We start from the raw sequence: 21,965 nt of genomic DNA, 5'->3' as shown, positions 1-21,965 counted from the left end.
AGCTATAGCACCTACAGAAGCCTTGCAGTAACATTGGTTACAAAGGATTACAAATCCAAAATTTTAATGTAGTTGCGATGCAGCTCAATGGAGCCCATCTGTTCCAGTTTTTTTAGCAATCTGGAAATCACCACCCTGGAGCTATGCAGTTCGTAGGCTATTTCTTGATGGGTGTTGTTGATGATGTCCCCCTTGTTGATTCTAGCCTTTTCCTTGAGATAACTGATCAAGCGGGCATCCATTTTATCGAATGCGATACTGTCTAAGGTACTCAACAATTCGTTCAGCCTTTCGTGATAGCTGTTGAACACAAAATTTCGCCAGCTCTTGTATTTTACGGTCCATTCCTCCATTTTTTGCATGGGCACCATAATAAGCTTGCTATCGGTTTCCGTAATGGCCCTGATTTCACTTTTGGAATCTCCCATACAGCAGGCCAAGGTCATGGAGCATGTGTCCCCTTTTTCCAAATAATACAACAGAAGCTCGTCCCCATCATTGTCCTCCCTTAGGATTTTGATGGCTCCTGAAATCAAGAGTGGCATTCCCTTGATGTAATCACCAATTTCAATGAGTTTGTATCCTTCGGGGACTTCTTTAAAGGTACCTACCTGTACGATTTCATTAATGAGATCCTTTTCAAAAATCGACCCATAACTTTCTGTAAGTTCCTGTATCATTGATGAGATTATTTAACCTTTTCGGCAATTTCCTTATTATAGTTGAAGAAAAAATTTGCCCAGATCGACTTTGACACGGCCGCAATCCAGGGCATGGTCAGGACCAAAACGGTCACTATGGCCCCAAATATTCCCAAAATACTCAGGTCAAGACCCAAGAGCAACGTTAGAACATATACCGCAACGGCAACCGCTACGCCTACGGCATAGGAAACATACATACTGCCATAATAAAAACTGGGCTCTATGCTGTACTTAAGATTGCACTTGGGACAATGCTCCTTCACTTTATTGAAGTTGCTCAATTTATAGGGGTTCGCCTCTAGAAAAGCCCCTTCATGACATCTAGGACATTTTAAAAATAGAATACTATAGATTTTGGAACCTTTGCCGAACATACCGTGTATTTTACTGCAAAAATAAACTATATAAACCGTTATTTGGGTAACTTTTGTTACAGAGGTTTCGGCCGGATATTTAAAATTCGACCCCATTCTCTATGGAAAACTATGAATCTAAAACGGTTCACGCATCCCAATATCCCTATTTCCTCAAAATCTTGTCCATGGCTTTACCCTTGGCGAGTTCATCCACCAATTTATCCAGATAGCGTACTTTTTGCAACAGTTTGTCCTCAATTTCCTCCACGCGGTATCCACATATGACACCTGTGATTTTGGAAACATTGGGATTTAGTTTGGGAGCCTCGTCAAAAAAGGTCTCAAAATTTGTTTTGTTCTCAATAATATTGGCCAAGGCTTCCCTATCATAACCTGTTAGCCAGAAAATTATAGTGTCCACATCCTCTTTTGTTCTCCCTTTTTTTTCGGCCTTGGCAATATAATGGGGATATACGCCTGCGAAGGACATGGTGTAGATACGGTGTTTTCTCGGTTCGGACATAGGAAATAGTGGATATTTTTATGTTATAACTCTCTGAGCCATATGTTTCTAAAACTTATCGGTTCACTGGGGTCGCCATGTGCCTGAAGTCGGATAGGGGATGGGCCATGTTTTCTATAGCTTGGTGGGCCTATCCAAGGGGTGATTCCCTTAAGTTCGTAATTGTTCTGAACCAAAACCCCATTGTGAAATGCCGTAACACTTGCGGCCGATTTTAGTGTGCCATCCTCATTAAAACGTGGGCCTTTCCAAACGATGTCATAGGTCTGCCACTCGCCGGGTTTTCTGGCGGCATTGGCCAATGGAATGGATTGTTTGTACATAGACCCTACCTGGCCATTGACGTAGGTATCGTTATCGTAGTTGTCCAATATCTGTATTTCATACCCGTCCTCGAACAACCCGGTTTCATCAAGTCCCAGATAGGCTAGGAAAATTCCGCTATTGCCCCTGCTTTGGCCTTCGCCCGTAATATTCTCAGGGATTCGGTATTCCAAATGCAATTGGTAATCCAGGTAGCTGTCTCTCGTCGTGAGACTACCTGCTTTTTTATTGACGGTCATAATACCGTTTTCCACCTTCCAAGTTTCGGAATTTTCAGGGTTGTCATAGGTCCACTTTTCTAAATCGGTTCCGTCAAAAAGTACAACCGCATCGGACGGTGGCTCGCCGTAGCATTTCCCGGCATCCACTTTGGGAGGAACGGGTTCATACACTTCTGTTTTTTGGGATTCCTTGTATAGTTTTTCCCAGTCTGGTTCTTGGGAGAAACTTAGTATTGAAGTTGAAAAGGCGATTATCGCAAGGGCTAATTTTATTTTCACGAATGGTACTATTTAAGGGTTATTTCACGTATGTTTCCACTGTCAAAAGGTTTCAAATCTAGAATTAGATCCTACGTTGATAATCACAAGATAGCAATTCGCACTATGAAATCAAGATCGGTTCTTTCCTTTAGTAAGTATTGATTTAACTTATTTAGTTCTGGGTTACAAATTATGATTAATTCAAAAATAATCCCAAGAACTATGATTTGGATAAAAATAGAATGGAAACCTTTCTAAAAATCTGTAATTGGGAATTAAGTTTTTATCTTAGTTAGGCTTGAAATTTATAAGTATATGGCTTTAAAAGTAGCGATTAAACATTACACCCGATACAAATACGATAGAAGGGTCAATCTGTCCCCCCACATATTTAGACTGCGACCGGCTCCGCATAGCAGAACACCCATTGAGGCGTATTCGATCAAAATAAAGCCGGAAAACCATTTTTTCAATTGGCAACAGGATCCCTTTGGAAATTATTTGGCCCGTTTGGTCTTTCCTGAAAAAACGGACGAACTTTCCATTGATGTGGAAATCATTGCCGATATGAAGACCATCAATCCCTTCGATTTTTTCGTGGAGGAATCGGTGGAGAATTTTCCTTTCACCTATAAACCCGAACTGAAAAAGGAACTGTTGCCCTATCTTGAAATTACGGAACAAGGGCCCCTGTTACAGGAATGGTTATCCAAAATAGACAAAACACCCAGACGCAGTATCGATTTTTTAACGAGTCTCAATCAAGGCCTTTACAAGTATTTGAACTATACGATCCGTATGGAACCGGGCGTCCAGACCTGCGAGGAAACCTTGGCCAGAAAATTGGGTTCCTGTAGGGATTTTGCCTGGTTATTGGTACAGACCCTTAGGCATTTGGGCCTTGCGGCCCGGTTCGTTTCGGGGTATTTGGTACAGTTGAAGGCTGATGAAAAATCCCTGGACGGTCCGTCCGGTCCCGAAGAGGATTTCACCGATCTGCACGCCTGGGCCGAGGTATATCTCCCCGGTGCTGGGTGGATAGGCTTGGATGCCACGTCCGGTCTGTTAGCTGGGGAAGGACATATCCCACTGGCCTGTACGCCATCCTTTGAAAGTGCCGCTCCTGTATATGGACTCACCGATCCCTGCGAAACCCAATTCGAGTTCGAGAATTCCGTAACCCGAATCTTTGAATCCCCCCGCGTTACAAAACCGTATACGGAAGATCAGTGGCAGGCCATTTACAACCTTGGCTTTGCCGTGGAGGAAGAATTGCAGGAAAACGATGTACGGCTCACGATGGGAGGGGAGCCCACTTTTGTATCCATAGACGACATGGAATCCGAGGAATGGAATACCGCTGCGGATGGTGCGCATAAACGTCAATTGGCCAGTTCCCTCTCGGTCAGATTATTGGAAACTTTTGGCAAAGGCGGGATGCTGCACCATACCCAGGGAAAATGGTATCCAGGCGAGGCCCTCCCAAGGTGGTTGATCGGGGTACATTGGCGAAAGGACGGCGATACCATTTGGAAGGAACCCGATTTATTGGCATCCTTCACCAAAAAATATGAGCTGCCGAATGATATTACCTCCAAATTTCTAAAAACCCTTACTACCTATTTGAAGTGTCCTGATGATTCCATTATCCCGGCTTACGAGGATGCCTTTTACTTTTTGTGGGAGGAACGGAAACTACCCGTGGATATCGACCCAAAGAAATACGACGAAAAGGATTCTGCCTTACGTAAGAAATTGGGCGAAGTGCTGGAACAGGGTGTCGGGAAAAGTGTTGGGCATGTATTGCCATTGAGTAAAAAAGGGAATCGGTGGATTACAAATCCGTGGAAATTTCGGGGAACACATCTCTTTTTAAGTCCCGGGAATTCGCCCATAGGACTGCGTTTGCCGTTGGAATCCCTGCCCAAAAATCCGGAGATACCCTCGGAACCCACGGCAGAACCGGAATTGTTCGAGGCCAAACCACATCTAAAACCGTATGCCTCAGAATTGAATGAACGGTTGAAAAGTGATGTAATAAATTCCGATAAAAAACATCCGTACGTTCGTACCGCCATTTGCGCCGAAGTACGGGAGGATAAATTGTTTTTATTCCTGCCTCCCTTGGACAGTGCCGATGATTTCTTGGATTTGGTGGCCAGTATCGAGGCAACGGCCAAGGAGCTTCAAGTGCCCGTTATTCTGGAAGGATATGAACCTCCTAGGGACAACCGATTGGAAGTTTTAAAAGTTACCCCGGATCCGGGCGTTATTGAGGTGAACGTGCATCCTGCCAACAATTGGAAGGAACTGACCGAAAATACCCTTAAACTCTACGAGGAAGCGAAAAAATCGCGCCTAGGTACTGAAAAATTCATGTTGGACGGCAAGCACACCGGTACAGGCGGTGGAAACCACGTCACCCTTGGCGGACCCACGCCCGGCGACAGTCCGTTGTTGCGAAACCCGCAATTGTTGCGCAGCTTGCTTACCTTTTGGCAGCACCATCCCGGGCTTTCCTACCTGTTTTCAGGAGCGTTTATTGGACCTACGAGTCAGGCGCCCCGTGTTGATGAGGCGCGTTTGGAGAATTTGTACGAATTGGAAATCGCCTTTTCGCAAATCCCGGAGGACAAGGAAGTTCCTTTTTGGTTGACGGACCGACTCTTTAGGCATTTGTTAACTGATATCACAGGAAATACCCACAGGGCAGAGTTCTGTATCGATAAACTATACTCGCCCGATTCTTCTTCTGGGCGGTTGGGCATTCTGGAACTTAGGGCCTTTGACATGCCGCCACACGCCAAAATGAGCCTGATGCAAATGTTATTGGTACGCACCTTGGTCTCCTGGTTCTGGAAAAAACCGTATAAACATGACTTGGTACGTTGGGGCACGGAACTGCATGACAAATTCCTTTTGGAACACTATGTAAAAGAGGATATTAGGGATATAGTGGGGCAGTTGAACGAAGCGGGATATCCCTTTAAATTGGATTGGTTCGACCCATTTTTTGAATTTAGGTTTCCCCTGTACGGCATGGTTGAGATCAACGGGATGCAATTGGAGCTGCGCATGGCCATTGAGCCCTGGAATGTCCTGGGCGAAGAGATGTCCGGAAGGGGAACGGCGCGGTATGTGGATTCCTCCTTGGAACGGGTACAGGTAAAATTGAAAAACTTTACGGAACAACGTTATACCTTAACGTGCAACGGAATCAAGGTGGAACTGAGCCCAACGGGAACCAAAGGGGAATATGTGGCTGGGGTACGGTTCAAGGCATGGCAACCTTGGTCAGCCTTGCATCCCACCATTGGTGTGGATACACCCTTGGTTTTTGATATTGTGGATGACTGGAACAAAAAATCGATTGGGGGCTGTACCTATTTTGTTTCGCATCCGGGAGGCCGTTCCTACGATACCTATCCGGTAAATAGTTATGAGGCTGAATCTAGAAGAATTAACCGTTTTTGGGAATTTGGCCATACCCAAGGTGAAGTTGTACCGATGGAAGTCGTTCCTTCATCAAATTTTGCTGGTAGAATGGTACAACCTAAGTCGGCTTCTAATACATTTGCATACAAAGAGATACCTATAAATCCGGAATATCCGCATGTAACGGATTTAAGAAAGAAGTAATTAGCAGATTTTAATGTCCACAACTACGAAGGCGAGCTGGTTAAATACCTATGAAACAAAGTTTGGGAACGACGAGTTGTTCACAGCAAATAATGATGTAAAGACCTATTGGAAAAAGCTGTTCACGGGCTTTGATAAATTAGGGGAAAACGGACTTTCCGGACGCCAAAAGGATATCGATTGGTTGCTCTTGGAAAATGGGGTCACCTATAACGTATACAATGACCCGCAGGGAATGCACAGGCCATGGAACCTGAATGTAGTTCCCTTGGTCATGCACCGGAACGAATGGCAAAATGTAGAGGCCGGACTAAAGCAAAGGGCGGAGTTGTTGAACCTTGTACTGAAGGATGCCTATGGGGAACGACGATTGATCAAGGACGGCATCATACCGCACGAAATTATCTACGGTCACAGGGGGTTTTTGCGCCAGTGTGCCGGAATCGAATATACTACGGAAAAGCTCCTTTCAATTTATGCGGCCGATTTGGCCCGTGGAACGGACGGTCGTCTTTGGGTGGTGAACGATAGGACCGAGGCCCCTTCCGGTATGGGCTATGCATTGGAAAACCGGTCCACCACAAGTAGGATTCTTCCCGAGATGTACTCCAAAATGAACGTGACCCGTTTATCCACCTTTTTTAAGGAGTTCCATCAGATGTTGATACATGCCGCACCTGGGAAAAAGGACAATCCCAATATCGTAATCCTTACCCCAGGCTCCCATAACGAAACCTATTTTGAACACGCCTACATGGCATCTTTTTTAGGGTATCCACTCGTGCAGGGTAATGATTTAGTGGTGCGCGACGGATTCCTGTGGATGAAGTCCTTGCAGGGCCTCAAAAAGATTGATGTGGTATTGCGAAGGGTAGATGATGCCTTTTCGGACCCCTTGGAACTGCGGGAGGATTCGCACCTAGGGGTTGCAGGATTGTTGGATGTAGTCCGAAGAAAAAATGTATCCGTCATTAACCCTGTAGGCAGCGGGGTCATTGAAAACCCCGGTTTGATTCCCTTCATGCATGCCATTTCCAAATACTTTTTAAACGAAGATCTAATACTTCCGCAAATTGCTTCCTGGTGGTGCGGGCAGGAAAAGGAGAAGAGCTACGTACTAAATAACCTCTCCAATTTGGTGGTCAAGCGCATAGACCGCACCAACAGGGAGAGCATTTATTTCGGCAAGTTTTTGAGCGATAGCGAATTGGAGTCCTTAAAAGCACAAATATTGGAGCGGCCCTATAGGTTCGTGGCCCAAGAACAAATCAATTTCTCTACGGCGCCCAATCTATCGGGAAACATCCTGGAGCCTAGAAACGTGGTGACGCGGGCTTTTTCCATTGCATCGGGCGACCACTACAGTGTCATGCCCGGCGGATTGGTACGGGTAGCACCGGACAGTAGGACCGTACGGGTTTCCAATCAAAGGGGAGGTACAAGCAAGGATTTTTGGGTGGTTGAGGACCAAGTGGTTAAGGAGGATAAAAATAAAAATTGGGAACAGAAATCGGCTATAGCCATATCCGGTCTGGACGATTTGCCAAGCCTAACGGCCGAAAACCTATATTGGGCCGGCCGTTATGTGGGTAGAACCCTCGTAAATGCCCGATTTATAAGAACGGTAATGCGTCAGTTGGCCATGGTGCAGAACAGGGATGAAAAGCCGGAAGCCCTAAAACTACAAATACTTTTAAAGACCGTTACCCATTTAACGGGCACCTATCCCGGCTTTGCCGAAAAAAACAAGGATGGCAATCCGGCCATGGACAGTCCATATGAGGAAATGCTTTCTGTTATTCGGGACAAAAACAGGGTGGGTAGTTTGGCCCATACTATTGGAATGTTCAGTAATTCCTACTATTCCATTCGCAACCTGTGGTCTTCGGACATGTGGCGGGTCTTTGAGAACATCCAAAAACTATGGCAGGGCTTTTTGGAGGACGAGAATCCGTCCATTCTAAAAATTCTAAAAGTCCTGAACCAACTGATTACCCGCTTGATCGCCTTTATGGGACTTATCGAGGAAAGTATCATGGTACAGCAAGGACTTTTACTTTATTTCATAGGTCTGCAATTGGAACAAAGTATGTTGACCATATCCAAATGCCGTTCCTTGTTGGCCGTAAAATATGAATCACAGGTAGAGTATGATTTATTGGAGTATCTGCTTACGAGTCATGAAAGTTTGAATATTTACAGATACAGTTATCGGTCACACATACAATTGGAACATGTGCTGGATTTGGTGATCTTGGACGTGGAATATGCGAGGTCCCTCACGTTTATGATCAAAAGACTTCAAAAGGATATCGCTCGGTTGCCACATTCCAGAAAGGACCAACAGCTTACCAGCTACCAGAAATATGTTTTCAGCGCATTTTCCAAGTTACGGCTATCGGAATCGAACAAATTATGCATGACAAGATCCAAGAACGATGTGATCAGGGAGGATTTGGACAGTCTTCTCGGGGAGCTTTCCGATCTGTTATATAAAACTTCCCAATCCTTAACGAGCACCTATTTCAACCACACGGATAGACAGACGCAAATGTTCACCCAGTCATTTCCCATTTAAGCATGGTCTTTAACGTTACTCATATCACCACATTTAAATACAATGCCCCGGTCAATTACTGCCATAATATCGCCACGCTGAGGCCACGAAAATCTGACGGACAGGAATTGTTGGACTATAAAATAAACATTAGCCCCAAACCTGCTGAGATCACGGAGCGATTGGATTTTTTCGGAAATTATATAACCCGATTTTCCATACAAGCGGAGCACGATACCCTCAAGGTTATGACCAAGAGCAAGATTATTAGGCACTATGGGACCATACATGATTCGTTCTTTTCCGATGCCTGTAGAAGTATTACCATGACCCAGGCGCTCAATGCCATGAACGAAAATGACCCTGCCACCATGGAGGCGAAACAGTTTGTACTGGAATCCATATTTATTAGGCGTACCGATAAAAATATTAGGGAATATGCGGAGCTTTCATTTCAAGCAAACCGGTCCGTTTTTGATGCCGCCCATGAGCTGATGCAGCGTATTTATACCGATTTCGATTTTGTGTCCGGCTTCACCAGTATCTCTACACCGGTGGAAGAGGTCATGAAAGAAAAAAAGGGGGTCTGTCAGGATTTCGCGCAAATTGCCATCGCCTGCATACGATCAGTGGGGCTGCCTGCACGCTATGTGAGCGGGTATATTGAAACATTACCACCACCTGGTAAGGAGAAGTTAGTGGGTGCCGATGCTTCGCATGCTTGGTTCTCCATCTTCATTCCCGGTTTTGGATGGGTTGATTTTGACCCAACGAACAACCAAATCCCCAAGGACCAGCATATTGTGGTGGGTTGGGGCAGGGATTACTATGACGTACCTCCCTTAAAAGGAGTGGTCTATGGAAGCGGAAAAAGCAAGCTTAAAGTGTCCGTAGATATTGCGAGGGTATCTTAGGACAATTTCTTTTTAAAGAACTCTATCGTTCTTTTCCAGGCCAACTCAGCGGCTTCCCGGTAATACCTTGGGGTAGTGTCATTATGAAAGCCGTGATTGGCGTTTTCGTACATATAGGCTTCGTACTGCTTTCCATGTTCCTTAAGTGCTGCTTCATATACAGGCCAACCTTCATTGACCCGTTTGTCCAATTCGCCAAAATGCAGTAGCAAGGGAGCATTTATTTTATCGATATCCTCCGTAGGCTGACCTCCGTAAAAGGGTACAGCGGCACCAAGGTCCGGAACCTTAACGGCCATCATATTTGAAATCCATCCGCCAAAACAAAATCCTACCACACCCACGTTACCATTACATTCCGGATGGTTTTTGAGGTATTCGAAGGCCGCGATGAAGTCCTCCAGCATTTCGTCCCTATCCCGCTTCCGCTGCAGCTCCCTGCCATCGTCGTCATTGCCGGGATAGCCCCCTAGGGGGGTAAGGGCATCGGGGGCAACGGAAATGAATCCGGCCAGTCCGGCGCGTCTGCCCACATCTTCAATATGCGGATTCAGCCCCCTGTTTTCGTGAACGACTACGATACCGGGGAGTTGTTCTTTTGCATCAGCCGGTCTTGAAAGCAAGGCCTTGATGGAACCACCTCCTTTGGGCGAGTCGTAATGGATGTATTCCGATTTTAAATTGGGGTCATCGGCCTGTATCTGAATTTTCTTAACGTAATCCGGAGATATAAAACTCAACAAGGAGGATACCGTAATACCACCCACGGCATAGGTGGAAAGTTTGTCTATGAACAACCTTCTACTTACCCGGTTGTGGGCGTAATCGTCATATAGGTCAAATACCTCCTGTTTGATGTCTTCTTTTCGTAGCTCTTTCATATTACTAAGTTTTTAATCGGCAGATTTATAAATGAATTCAACAATCCGGTCCGCATTGATAAAGCCTTGTCCGTGGGATTCGTCCCATTCTTTGGAAATTCCCATTTTTTGGACCTCCTCCAAAGATTTCCCAGCACTTCTGGCCGCTATGATACGTTCCCTTAAGATACTCAAAATTTCCGTATATTCCTTTAATTCGGCCTTAGAGGAAACGGAACCATGGCCGGGTATGATTTTGGTTTCTTCATCAATAAGTTCCAAGGCCATAGTGGTGTTGGATATCAACCCATCGATATCGCCCCCAGAACTTAAGTCAATGTAGGGGTAGCGTCCGCTAAAAAAATTGTCGCCCATATGGATGACATTGTCCTGTGGAAAGTAATAATAGGTGTCACCGTCCGTGTGGGCAGGATTCACATGCATGGCGTGGACGCTTCTGTCGTTTTTAAGGTATAAGGTCATTTTATCGTTAAAAGTAACTACGGGCCACGCCTCTTGGGGTCTGGGTTCATCGGCTTCAATCATCCGCTTGCGCACGTTCTCGTGGGCAATGATCATGGCTCCGGCATTGGCCAAGTTTTCATTACCGCCCGTGTGGTCACCGTGCACATGGGTATTCAGTACGAAATTAATGGGTTTGTCCGTAATCGTTTGAACATGCGCCACAATCTTTTCGGTCAGGGGACCAAATTGGTCGTCGATGAGATAAGCGGCATCTTCACCAATGGCCAGTCCTATATTGCCTCCGGCACCAAAAAGTACGTAAACGTTTTCGGTGAGTTTTTCCGAGGTTATGGCTACATCACTAAAATCACGTTGTGCAAAGGTCAATGACATACAGGTAAAAAATACGAAAAGGAAGGGTCTAATTTTTCTCATGGCTTACTTTGGATACAAATTTCAATTGGTCGATAATAATTTCTTTGAGGTTTTATAAAAAACTAACCCATTTACAAATACCTCAAAAGAAAAGTCTATTGGACCGTAATGTCATTCATTCCTGGAATTATTCTTTACGATCGCTTCTAAAGTTATGATTTTAAAACGGTAATTCCTGTTGTGGGAGTCATTTTGTTCGGATGGATGAGGCAAGGGTCTAAAAAACTGAATACTAGTCGAATAGCATACTATTTAATTATGAAACATTTAACATATTCATATTAAACCATTCGATTTCTTTACGGTCTTACGTACTTAACAAACAACTAAATTTTAGAACATTATGAAAAACAAACTATTCCTATTAATACTTCTTTCTAGCTGGGCTGTTGGTGCCCAATCAACTTGGACCGCGGACAAGGCACACTCAAAAATTGGTTTTGCGGTTACCCACTTACTAATATCCGAGGTGGATGGCAATTTTGACGAATTCGAAATTTCCGCCACTGCAGGAGATTCGTTCATGGACCCATCCTTTGAAGTTTCTATCAATACCGCTAGTGTTGATACCGACAATGAAAGAAGGGACGGACATTTAAAAAGTGCCGACTTTTTTGACGTAGAAGCCCATCCCACAATGACTTTTAAGACAACATCCGTTGAAAAAACAGGTGATAATACCTTTATAATGATGGGAGACCTTACCATGCACGGAGTTACAAAACCAGTTACACTAGCGGGAAAGGTCAACGGTGTCATCACCGATCAACGAAGCCAAAAGCTTAAGGCCGGACTCAAATTGACCGGTACGCTAGATAGAACCGAATTTGGAGTTGGTGAAGCCAGTGCCGCAATTGGTAGTGAAATCGATTTGACCATCAACTTGGAGATGGCACAACAATAGCACCACATTTTGGAACAGAATACTAAACCCACTTTCGTGGGTTTTTTTATGTTCAAATAGTTGCACAAAAGCAACCAATGAGAATACTGGTAAAGAACCCTTCTTTTTAAATGTATATAATACACATAATATTTGTTATATCTGCCATATTAATTTTAAATAGCGCTCCAAATGGGGTATATTTGGGGCGAGAAGTTTAAAAGCAACAAGTAAAATTCAAACAACCTTTTAATACATGAACCAGGAAATTGATCAATTGGCAGCGGACAACATTAGGGCGCTGGCCGTAGCCATGGTAGAAAAGGCAAATTCCGGACATCCGGGCGGACCCATGGGCGGGGCCGATTTTATGCATATTCTGTACTCCGAATTCTTTAATTATGACCCTGCCGATATGCATTGGCCGTTCCGTGATCGCTTCTTCATGGATGCGGGTCACTTATCTACCTTGATGTATGCCCAATACTATTTGCTGGGAAACTATAAGAAAGAGGATATTGCCAATTTTAGACAGTGGGGTTCAGTGACTCCCGGCCACCCCGAAGTTGATGTGGCAAGAGGGGTTGAAAATACTTCAGGACCACTAGGTCAGGGACATACCATGGGCGTTGGTGCTGCTATTGCGGCCAAGTTTCTACAAGCCCGTTTTGGGGATTGGATGAACCATAAGGTATATGGATTTATTTCTGACGGTGGTGTTCAAGAGGAAATATCCCAGGGAGCTGGCCGTTTGGCAGGGCATTTGGGCTTGAACAATTTCATTATGTTCTACGATGCAAACGATGTTCAGCTATCTTCGAAGACTGATGAGGTAACCTCGGAAGATACCGCCAAAAAATACGAAGCATGGGGGTGGAAAGTGGTAACTATTGATGGTCATGACCATGACCAAATCAGAAAGGCCCTAGACGATGCCAATGCGGAAACGGAGAAACCTACCTTAATAATTGGTAGGACCATTATGGGCAAAGGCTGTGTTACCGCTGATGGTGCGCCTTACGAAGGTCATACGGAACTGCATGGAAAACCTATTGGTGACACCGGGGCGGATTATGAAATGACCTTGAAAAACTTGGGTGCCGATGTTGAAAATCCGTTTGAGATTTTCAAGAAAGTGGCCGAGTTCTATGAGGATGTCCTTGGAAGAAAAAGAGCCGCTGCACATGCCAAGAAAAAGGAAATCGATGCCTGGAGGTCGGAAAATATGGAGCTTTCCAGTAAATTGGATAGCTTTTTTGACGGTAAGTTACCAGAACTGGATTTTGGTTCCATAGCCCAAAATGAGGGTCAGGCTACCAGGGCTGCATCCTCGAATGTGTTGGCATATTTGGCCGAGAACGTGGAGAACATGATCGTTTCCTCTGCGGATCTGTCCAACAGCGATAAAACGGATGGTTTCCTAAAAAAGACGACCATTCTTAAAAATGGGGATTTCTCCGGGGCCTTTCTACAGGCCGGAGTAGCCGAACTTACCATGGCCGCCGTTGCCAACGGAATTGCATTACATGGAGGCGTTATACCCGTTGTGGCAACATTCTTCGTATTCTCGGATTATATGAAGCCTGCCATACGTTTGAGTGCGATTCAGGAATTACCTGTCAAGTATGTTTGGACCCACGATGCTTTTAGGGTAGGAGAAGATGGTCCAACGCACCAACCCATTGAACAGGAGGCCCAGATACGATTATTGGAAAAATTGAAGAACCACAGTCATGCGCAAAGCTTTATGGCCTTGCGTCCGGCGGATTCGCAAGAGACCAACGTTGCTTGGAAAATGGCCATGGAGAACAAAAAGACTCCCACGGGGCTTATTTTATCCAGACAGAATATCAAGGACGTTGCTGCGCAGTCCGGTAGTCGCTATGAAGCTGCTCTTGGTGCTGAAAAAGGCGGGTATTTGGTCAAAGAATCCCAAAATCCGGATGTAATACTAATAGCCAATGGTTCCGAGGTTTCTACCTTAATGGACGCTTCCAAACTGTTGGAGGAAAAGAAAGGGCTTAGTGTGAATATAGCCTCCATACCATCCGAAGGTATTTTTAGACAACAGTCTAAGGAATACCAGGAAAAAGTGATTCCAAGCAATAAGCCCGTTTTTGGACTTACTGCCGGTTTGCCCGTAAACCTAGAAGGTTTGGCAGGGCCAAACGGCAAGGTTTTCGGACTTGACCACTTTGGATATTCCGCTCCGGCAACAGTTTTGGACGAAAAATTTGGATTTACGGGAGATCAAGTGTATACTGAGGTGATAGATTTTTTAAACAAATAAAATAACGAACGATGAAATTTTTTATAGATACGGCAAACCTTGACGAAATTAAAGAGGCCCAGGATATGGGGGTACTGGACGGTGTTACTACCAATCCCTCCCTAATGGCCAAAGAAGGCATTACAGGAAAAGAGAACATCCTTAACCACTACAAGAAAATCTGTGATTTGGTGGATGGACATGTGAGCGCGGAAGTCATCTCTACGGATTTTGACGGAATGGTCGAAGAAGGGGAGAAGTTGGCGGCCTTGAACTCGCAGATAGTCGTAAAACTGCCCATGATCGCCGATGGTGTAAAGGCTTGTAAGTATTTTTCCGATAAGGGAATCAAAACCAATGTAACGTTGGTTTTTTCTGCCGGACAGGCATTATTGGCCGCCAAAGCAGGAGCCACCTACGTTTCGCCATTCATTGGTAGGCTGGATGATATCTCCACGGACGGACTTGGACTGATTTCGGATATCCGATTGATTTACGACAACTATGGCTTTGAAACGGAAATTTTGGCCGCATCCGTGCGTCACGTAATGCACGTTTTGGATTGTGCAAAAATAGGTGCAGATGTGATGACGGGCCCATTATCCGCTATAAAAGGACTTTTAAAGCACCCTTTAACAGATAGTGGTTTGGCCAAATTCTTGGAAGATTACAAGAAAGGAAACTAATAGTTAACACGTTTAAAATTAGGTTAATATCTTGATATTTAAACATTTTCTTTTGTAGAGGTATTTAACTTACAGCAACAAACCCCTCCATTAGGGTTTCATTGAAAATAGCATAAAAAAACACCTGGCCTGTCCAGGTGTTTTTTGTTAGGTGTAATAAGGTATTGCTATTGTCTTCCTGTGGCATAATATGTAGATTTACGGATGATTAATACATTTAGGATGCAAAAATTCTTCATAGTTTATATCCCGATAGTAATCTCACTAATTCTTTTAGGATGCAAAGAGGAGGCAAAAAAACCTGCAGATGGCCCGAAAACTGAAAATGAACCTAGTCCTATCGCCGCAACAGCGGCTAGTATACTGGTAAAGAAACCAGAAAGTATTTCCACACCGGAAGGTATGGTCTGGATACCTGGCGGGCAATTGAAACAAGGGGCCGTTCAACAGGACAAAATGGCCATGCAGCATGAGAAACCTGCCATTGATGTGTTGGTGGATGGATTTTTTATGGATGTTACAGAGGTCACCAATGCCCAATTCAAAAATTTCGTCTCCGAAACGGGATACATTACGACCGCCGAAAGAGCCATAGATTGGGAGGAGTTAAAAAAACAGGTGCCGGAGGGCACGGAGAAACCCCATGACTCGGTTTTGCAGCCCGGGGCACTTACCTTTAAAAAAACGAAAACATCTGTACCCAATCTGTATGATTTTTCACAATGGTGGAATTGGACCATTGGTGCGGACTGGAAACACCCCAATGGTCCCGGTAGTTCCATTGTAGGTAAGGACGACTATCCCGTGGTTCAGATTTCCTTTGAGGATGCCATGGCCTATTGCGAATGGGCCGGTAGACGCCTACCTACCGAGGCGGAATGGGAACTGGCCGCCAGGGCCGGACAAGTCGGAACCACCTTCTTTTGGGGCGATGATATTACGGTTCTAAAGGACCGAGCCAATACGTGGGAAGGGGAATTTCCCGTTACGAATACAAAAGCCGATGGCTTTGAATTGAGGGCTCCTGTGAAGTCCTATCCCCCCAATGATTATGGGCTATATGACATGGCCGGCAATGTTTGGGAATGGACCAGTGATTGGTATAATACAAATTATTATAAGGAGGCCAAAGCTTCGGGCATGGTTCAAAGAAATCCACAAGGTGCCAAAGCCCCGTTTACTCCAAATAATCCATTGGCAAAAGAAAGGGTTATAAAAGGGGGTTCCTTTTTATGTAGCGCATCTTATTGCGCTAGCTATCGCATTTCCGCCAGGATGGGCTCCAGTATGGATTCCTCATTGGAACATACGGGATTTAGGACGGTCGCCACTGCAGCCATGCTTGAATAATCACGGTCAGTTCCAATAATTGAGCAATTTGTCCAAGGCGAGGTTATTGTTTCTGCTTATGGGTAGTCTTTTGTCCCTTACCTGAACATGGGCATGATTATACATTTCTATTTTTTCTATATTGACGATATAGGATTTATGTATTCGTAAGAATTTGTCATGGGGCAGTTTTTCCATAAAGGCCTTCATGGACGAGAGCACGATCAATTTCCTTTCCTGGGTGACAATCTTTACATAGTCTCCCAAGGCTTCCACCCAAAGTATTTTTTTGGGAAAAAGCTGAACCTCCTTTAGGTTACTGCGCACCAGAATACAGTTTTCTTCGGTCTTATTTTCGTTTAGGAGGTTCCTATTTAGAAGGACCTTATCAATGGCTTTGTTGAATCGGCCTTTGGAAAAAGGTTTTAATAAATAATCGTCTACATCAAAATCAAAGGCCCTAATGGCATGCTTCGGATTTGCAGAGGTTACAATGGTGGATAATTCATAATTAAGATGTCCCAAAACTTCAAATCCGTTGATATCCGGTAGTTCTATGTCAAGAAACAGTAGGTTTATCGGGTTAATTTTCAAAAAATCCCTTGCCTCTTTACCGTTCCTAAAGGATTTTATTAGTTCAAGGTGGGGATTCAAATCAATATTTTTTTCCAATATCTTGAGATGGGTTTTCGAATCCTCCATTACGGCACAATGCAGTGTTTTCATAATAGCTTCAAATAGGTTTCTGCCTTACATACGGGGTTTTTTCAACTAGGTTCATTTTTTTATTTTAAGGTTTCGTTCAATCCGTGTTTTCATCCTTGGGAACAATTGTAGCCTGTGAAAACTTTTGATAACTTACACGTAAGGTTTTTGTCCAAAAACCTACTTTTGTAGAACTAAATGAAAGCGTATTATTATGTCGGATGCAATAGAGCGAGTTAAAACATTGATTATAGGTTCCGGTCCTGCGGGATACACGGCCGCCATCTATGCGGCAAGGGCCGACCTAAAGCCGGTTTTGTATACAGGTATGGAGCCTGGCGGACAACTTACCACGACCACGGAGGTGGACAACTTTCCCGGATATCCAGAAGGAATAGACGGACCTTCCATGATGGTGCAGTTACAGCAACAGGCGGAGCGTTTTGGAACCGATGTACGTATTGGGATGGTTACCAAGGCGGAATTCGGAAAAAAAGAGGGCGATATCCACAAAATTACAGTGGACAATGATAAGATGATCGAGGCGGAGACCGTAATAATCTCCACCGGGGCTTCGGCCAAATATTTAAACATTCCAAGTGAACAGAGATTACGCGGCGGAGGAGTTTCCGCCTGTGCCGTTTGTGACGGATTTTTCTATAAGGGACAGGACGTCGCCATTGTGGGTGCAGGGGATACCGCTGCAGAAGAAGCCTCATATTTGGCAAATATCTGTAACAAAGTGACCATGTTGGTGCGTAAGGACTACATGAGGGCTTCAAAGGCCATGCAGCACAGGGTGCAGAGCCTTAAGAACATCGAAATAAAATACAATACGGAAGTGGACGAGGTACTGGGAGACCAAGTGGTGGAAGGACTTAGAATGGTGAACAACCAAACCGGGGAAAAGGAGGAGATTGCCATCACCGGTCTGTTCATTGCCATTGGGCACAAGCCCAACACGGATATTTTCAAGGGTCAATTGGATATGGACGAAACGGGCTATATCATTACCAAGGGCAAATCAACCAAAACCAATGTTCCCGGGGTTTTTGCCTCCGGAGACGCCCAGGACAAGGAGTATAGACAGGCCGTTACCGCGGCGGGTACGGGATGTATGGCGGCCCTGGATGCGGAACGTTACCTGGCCACTATTGGTTCCGTAGCGGAGTCCATTGCGGACAACTATAATATTTGAGAATCATTTAAACTAAATAGAAAAGCGCCATGAATGGCGCTTTTTTGTTCCATAAAAATGCCGCTTTTCTAATCGATTCGTTTATAATTTTCGGCATAAATTCTATTGCCGTTATCGTCCAAGGTAATCTGGCTGTAATTGTTTTCGTCCAACACCAGTTCAAACTTAAAGACTTTCACGGTGTCCTGAACCTTCATCATTTCTGCGGAGGCAAACTCCAAACGCTCTTCCAACTCGTCTTCAGTATTGGTATAGGACCCATATCCAAACCATTCTACTGGATCGTCAGGTGAGTAGCGAGTCCACATTACTTTGCCTTTACTGTAGATTTTTACTTGCCGATATCCATTTACGTTTTGTAAGGTGTCCGAAACACCTTGTTCATCATAATTATATCGGTTGATTAGCTCCCAAGTCCCTTCCAGGGAATTTGGTGTTTGCAGTTTTGTGGAGGCAATACTGGTAAGGGTAACCAATATAAACATCAAAAAAACCGACCCAATTAATTTTTTCATGGCCAAATTATTTAATGATTATTAATACCATAAAAGATACAAATAATATTAATAATTTAACAAAATTTATATATAATAATTACAAAATATTCATTAATGTTTTATCTGGATTCTACTGTTTAAATGAATTTAAGGTATTTACAAGCAACTCGATATCTGAAGAGCGGTGCGAGGCAGAAAGCACAATACGGCTCATATTGTCTGAAGCATCATCGGGATAATTGAAGTTGGTAACCACCATCTTTTGCATTTCAAGGAATTCCACCAACTTCGGATTTAGAAAGGTAAATGTTGGGTGCCCATCCATGTACCTAAAATGCTTCATCGATTCCAACTTCTCCAAAAATCGGGCTAGATTTTCCTGCAGTATTGTTCGTCTTTCATAATAGATGGGCGTTGCTTCCAAAAAGGTGGCCACTGCGGCAGGACTTGCCGGACTTGCCCCGCCATAAAACGAACTGTTTTCCATTTGTAGCAAGTCTTCCTTGTTTCCAAAAATAGCGCCCGCTTGTATCCCAAACCCCTTTCCCAAGGAGCAACATACAAATAGTTTTTTAGGGTTCAAGGCCTCCAAAGAACGATAGACACCGCTCCCGTTATTTCCAATAATACCAATGCCATGGGAATCGTCCGCCACGATGACTATATCTTTTAAGGGAAGTATTTTCAAACTTTCAAAATTGGGAAAACCACCACCTGAAAAATCAATGGCGTCCATGAAAAGTACCGGTGTTTTGGCGTTGGGTTCATTCAGGTAATTTCGCAGCGCTATGTTCAAGCTGGCATAGGTTACATAGTTCTTGACCTTGTTCCTGAAAAGTGCAGAGTGGGTATTGGGTGCAAAAAAGGGCTTGTAGGATTTATTGTGGATATAATCCGATAAAAACTGTCCCGCCAAATAACCGGATGATTGTGTTATACAAGCTTCACTGCCCACCAAATCTGCAAGATAGTCCTCTGCCAGTGCAAATACCGAGAACCGGACGTTTGATTTTCTGGAAGCACTATAATTGGTGCCGTATTTCCGGATATTTTTGATAAATAGCTCTTGAAAGGGTTCGTAGTCTTGGAGCCCCAAATAGGAAGTCCCGCCAAAGTACAGGTATTTTTCATCCGCTATCGTAATTTGTCTTCCGGGAAATGAATCGATGTACAAGGCCATGAAGCTTATAATAGGGTTATACCGCTACCGGCCAATTCCGGAAAAATGACCTTTCCGTTCTCCTGTATCTCCACGCCCTTGGCAATATCTTCCTTTAAAAGCATTGCTCCGTCCATATCCACGTAATCCAATTGTGGTAATAACTGTGCAATGGCCGAAATACCAACGGAAGATTCCGTCATACATCCTACCATGACTTTTAGTCCCAATTCTTTACCCTTTTTAATCATGCGCAGGGCAGGAGTGAGACCTCCACACTTAGTGAGCTTAATGTTGATTCCATTAAAATGTAAGGCACATTTTTCCACATCGGTTTCCACAATGCAACTTTCATCGGCAATAACGGGTAGGACACTATGATGTGCTACTTTTTCCATACCCTCCCAATCATCGGCCTTTAAGGGCTGTTCCAGAAATTCCACGCCAAGTTCCTTCAGCACCAGGGCATTTGCTATGGTTTCCTTGGCCGTCCAAGCACAATTGGCGTCTATCCTAAAAACGGCATCGGTATGTTTTCGTAGCTCCCGTACGATGGCGACATCGTCCTGTGTTCCCAACTTGATTTTATAGATGGGCCAGGGCATTTCCATCATTTTGGCCACCATCTCCTCCACGGGCGCTATACCAATGGTGTAATTGGTAAGTGGGTAACGGTCGTTTTGTGTCCCCCAAAGTTCGTATAAAGGCTTGCCCCTTAATTTTCCATAAAGGTCATGGGCTGCCAGATCCATGGCACAAAGCGCAAAATTGGAAAGGCCCCTTGCCCTCAGGAATCCATGGAAGGCCTCTGGATTTTGAAAATCATATGCCGCCACCTCTTTTCGAACGGCTTCTATTTCCGCCATCATGCTCTCTATGGTAATTTTATAGTACGGATTGCTCGTGGCCTCCCCAAACCCTGTATGTCCGTTTAAGCTAAGAGACACAATCAAGGTATCCTGAAAATCATGGGATTCCCTAGAAATGCTGAAGGTGTGCCGCAGGGCAAGGATGTGTTTTTGAAGCTGTATCTGCATGGGTCAAATCTTTACACGAAGATGCAAAAGACCAATCAGGTTTCCAAGACCAAATTGGGAGAAATACAAAGAAAAACCCACTGATTTTTCAGTGGGTCCGTTGGTTGATTGATTGATGAAAGACAGTTTCTAATACTTATGTACACTTCCGGAAACCGATTTGTTCTTTTTCACCGTTGGGTCGCCTTTATAGGATATATTGCCACCACTACTGGCATCCGCCGTAAGAAGGTCGGACACGTTCACGCTGATGTTGGAACCGCTGCTGGCTTCGGCACGGCATTCTTCAGAAACGAGGTCCTTCGCCTTAATATTCGCACCGCTGCTGCCGTCTACATACACTTCCTTGGCGTTTCCTGTAATTTCAATATTGGCGCCACTGCTTGCATCTATGTCCATGTGATTGGCGTTCACCTCTATATTCAAAATGGAACCGCTACTGGAATCCACATTGATATGGTCTCCATTAATTAGGTTTTGGGACGTTAGCTGGGCCCCGCTGGAGCTTTCCAAGGAAGTGATCTCCGGTAGGGAAACAAATACTTTTTTGGTAGCCCTTCCAATGTTCTCAATAGCGTGGATTTTTAATTTTCCGTTGCGAATATCCGTTCCGATGAGGTCGATGATATTTTCGTCACCTTCTACTGAAATGCTAAAGTCCGATGCCTGGGTAACATAGACCTGTATACCTTCCGAAGCATGGACCTCATTGAAATCCTCCGTTACTTCCCTGGATTCTTCCACTACTACGCCGTTCCCAGCCTTGCCAGACCCAAAGTCCCCAAAGTTTATGTCGAAGCCACAGGAGCTAAGAAATAATGCAAGTACGAATGCGATGGTTACTCTAACTAGTGTTGTCATGATTGTTGTTTTTTAGGTTGTTGCTTTTTTGATTGATGTAAAATTGATGTTTTGTATTCTTTTTAGTAAATGATTGTTACCG

At 44.4% G+C, this 21,965-nt stretch carries 19 protein-coding genes; 8 read left to right on the top strand and 11 right to left on the bottom strand.

Annotation, left to right across the window (positions count from 1 at the left end; all coding sequences use genetic code 11):
* Positions 1 to 47 precede the first annotated feature (47 nt).
* From FEK29_RS11235 to FEK29_RS11220, 4 genes are all read right to left on the bottom strand, one after another.
* The gene (locus tag FEK29_RS11235) at positions 48 to 680 is read right to left on the bottom strand and encodes a Crp/Fnr family transcriptional regulator (protein ID WP_138258532.1); all 633 of its coding nucleotides are present in this window, start codon (positions 678 to 680) and stop codon (positions 48 to 50) included.
* Between the two features lie 8 nt (positions 681 to 688).
* Positions 689 to 1,078 (bottom strand): DUF983 domain-containing protein, encoded by a 390-nt coding sequence (locus FEK29_RS11230; protein ID WP_138258531.1) that lies wholly within the window; start codon positions 1,076 to 1,078, stop codon positions 689 to 691.
* A 145-nt stretch (positions 1,079 to 1,223) separates the two neighbouring features.
* A complete protein-coding gene (locus tag FEK29_RS11225) occupies positions 1,224 to 1,583 on the bottom strand; it encodes a DUF2200 domain-containing protein (protein WP_138258530.1) in 360 nt (119 codons plus the stop codon).
* Between the two features lie 23 nt (positions 1,584 to 1,606).
* Positions 1,607 to 2,407: a 3-keto-disaccharide hydrolase gene (locus tag FEK29_RS11220; protein WP_205123416.1), complete on the bottom strand. Its 801-nt coding sequence runs from the start codon at positions 2,405 to 2,407 to the stop codon at positions 1,607 to 1,609.
* Between the two features lie 297 nt (positions 2,408 to 2,704).
* On the opposite strand from FEK29_RS11220, the gene FEK29_RS11215 reads away from it, so the two are divergent.
* Genes FEK29_RS11215 through FEK29_RS11205 form a run of 3 tightly spaced genes read left to right on the top strand, consistent with a single transcriptional unit; the run spans position 2,705 to position 9,499 of the window.
* Positions 2,705 to 6,028 carry a transglutaminase family protein gene (locus FEK29_RS11215; RefSeq protein WP_138258529.1) on the top strand — a complete coding sequence of 1,108 codons (3,324 nt, stop codon included), beginning with the start codon at positions 2,705 to 2,707 and terminating at the stop codon, positions 6,026 to 6,028.
* Positions 6,029 to 6,041: 13 nt separating this feature from the next.
* Positions 6,042 to 8,606, top strand: a complete 2,565-nt coding sequence (locus tag FEK29_RS11210; protein ID WP_138258528.1) for a circularly permuted type 2 ATP-grasp protein — start codon at positions 6,042 to 6,044, stop codon at positions 8,604 to 8,606.
* A 2-nt stretch (positions 8,607 to 8,608) separates the two neighbouring features.
* The gene (locus FEK29_RS11205; protein ID WP_138258527.1) at positions 8,609 to 9,499 is read left to right on the top strand and encodes a transglutaminase family protein; all 891 of its coding nucleotides are present in this window, start codon (positions 8,609 to 8,611) and stop codon (positions 9,497 to 9,499) included.
* Here the strand turns inward: FEK29_RS11205 and FEK29_RS11200 are convergent.
* Both FEK29_RS11200 and FEK29_RS11195 read right to left on the bottom strand, forming a co-directional pair.
* Complete coding sequence (locus FEK29_RS11200; protein WP_138258526.1) at positions 9,496 to 10,380, bottom strand: dienelactone hydrolase family protein; 885 nt, start codon at positions 10,378 to 10,380, stop codon at positions 9,496 to 9,498. The two genes, FEK29_RS11205 and FEK29_RS11200, sit on opposite strands and share 4 nt — an antisense overlap.
* A gap of 12 nt (positions 10,381 to 10,392) precedes the next feature.
* A complete protein-coding gene (locus FEK29_RS11195) occupies positions 10,393 to 11,259 on the bottom strand; it encodes an MBL fold metallo-hydrolase (RefSeq protein WP_162850215.1) in 867 nt (288 codons plus the stop codon).
* A gap of 343 nt (positions 11,260 to 11,602) precedes the next feature.
* Between FEK29_RS11195 and FEK29_RS11190 the strand changes: the two genes are divergently transcribed.
* The 4 genes from FEK29_RS11190 to FEK29_RS11175 all read left to right on the top strand — a co-directional run bounded on the left by FEK29_RS11190 (position 11,603) and on the right by FEK29_RS11175 (position 16,447).
* Positions 11,603 to 12,163 carry a YceI family protein gene (locus tag FEK29_RS11190; RefSeq protein WP_138258525.1) on the top strand — a complete coding sequence of 187 codons (561 nt, stop codon included), beginning with the start codon at positions 11,603 to 11,605 and terminating at the stop codon, positions 12,161 to 12,163.
* A gap of 235 nt (positions 12,164 to 12,398) precedes the next feature.
* Positions 12,399 to 14,432 carry a transketolase family protein gene (locus FEK29_RS11185; RefSeq protein WP_138258524.1) on the top strand — a complete coding sequence of 678 codons (2,034 nt, stop codon included), beginning with the start codon at positions 12,399 to 12,401 and terminating at the stop codon, positions 14,430 to 14,432.
* Positions 14,433 to 14,443: 11 nt separating this feature from the next.
* Positions 14,444 to 15,097, top strand: a complete 654-nt coding sequence (gene fsa / locus FEK29_RS11180; RefSeq protein ID WP_138258523.1) for a fructose-6-phosphate aldolase — start codon at positions 14,444 to 14,446, stop codon at positions 15,095 to 15,097.
* Between the two features lie 222 nt (positions 15,098 to 15,319).
* Complete coding sequence (locus tag FEK29_RS11175; RefSeq protein ID WP_138258522.1) at positions 15,320 to 16,447, top strand: formylglycine-generating enzyme family protein; 1,128 nt, start codon at positions 15,320 to 15,322, stop codon at positions 16,445 to 16,447.
* 6 nt (positions 16,448 to 16,453) lie between these two features.
* On the opposite strand, the gene FEK29_RS11170 is transcribed toward FEK29_RS11175, so the two are convergent.
* Positions 16,454 to 17,152, bottom strand: a complete 699-nt coding sequence (locus FEK29_RS11170) for a LytR/AlgR family response regulator transcription factor (RefSeq protein ID WP_138258521.1) — start codon at positions 17,150 to 17,152, stop codon at positions 16,454 to 16,456.
* Positions 17,153 to 17,345: 193 nt separating this feature from the next.
* Between FEK29_RS11170 and trxB the strand changes: the two genes are divergently transcribed.
* The gene (gene trxB / locus FEK29_RS11165) at positions 17,346 to 18,329 is read left to right on the top strand and encodes a thioredoxin-disulfide reductase (protein WP_138258520.1); all 984 of its coding nucleotides are present in this window, start codon (positions 17,346 to 17,348) and stop codon (positions 18,327 to 18,329) included.
* 68 nt (positions 18,330 to 18,397) lie between these two features.
* On the opposite strand, the gene FEK29_RS11160 is transcribed toward trxB, so the two are convergent.
* The 4 genes from FEK29_RS11160 to FEK29_RS11145 form a co-directional block, all read right to left on the bottom strand.
* Complete coding sequence (locus tag FEK29_RS11160) at positions 18,398 to 18,844, bottom strand: hypothetical protein (RefSeq protein ID WP_138258519.1); 447 nt, start codon at positions 18,842 to 18,844, stop codon at positions 18,398 to 18,400.
* A 112-nt stretch (positions 18,845 to 18,956) separates the two neighbouring features.
* Complete coding sequence (locus tag FEK29_RS11155) at positions 18,957 to 20,006, bottom strand: pyridoxal phosphate-dependent aminotransferase family protein (protein ID WP_138258518.1); 1,050 nt, start codon at positions 20,004 to 20,006, stop codon at positions 18,957 to 18,959.
* A 5-nt stretch (positions 20,007 to 20,011) separates the two neighbouring features.
* Positions 20,012 to 21,022, bottom strand: coding sequence for a dipeptide epimerase (locus FEK29_RS11150; protein ID WP_138258517.1), 1,011 nt, complete (start codon positions 21,020 to 21,022; stop codon positions 20,012 to 20,014).
* Positions 21,023 to 21,151: 129 nt separating this feature from the next.
* A complete protein-coding gene (locus FEK29_RS11145) occupies positions 21,152 to 21,883 on the bottom strand; it encodes a head GIN domain-containing protein (protein WP_138258516.1) in 732 nt (243 codons plus the stop codon).
* Between the last annotated feature and the right edge of the window lie 82 nt (positions 21,884 to 21,965).

This window comes from Maribacter aurantiacus (assembly GCF_005780245.1).
Lineage (GTDB): Bacteria > Bacteroidota > Bacteroidia > Flavobacteriales > Flavobacteriaceae > Maribacter > Maribacter flavus.
The sequence above is the reverse complement of the archived record's forward strand: the minus strand, read 5'-3'. Positions and strand labels throughout refer to the sequence as shown.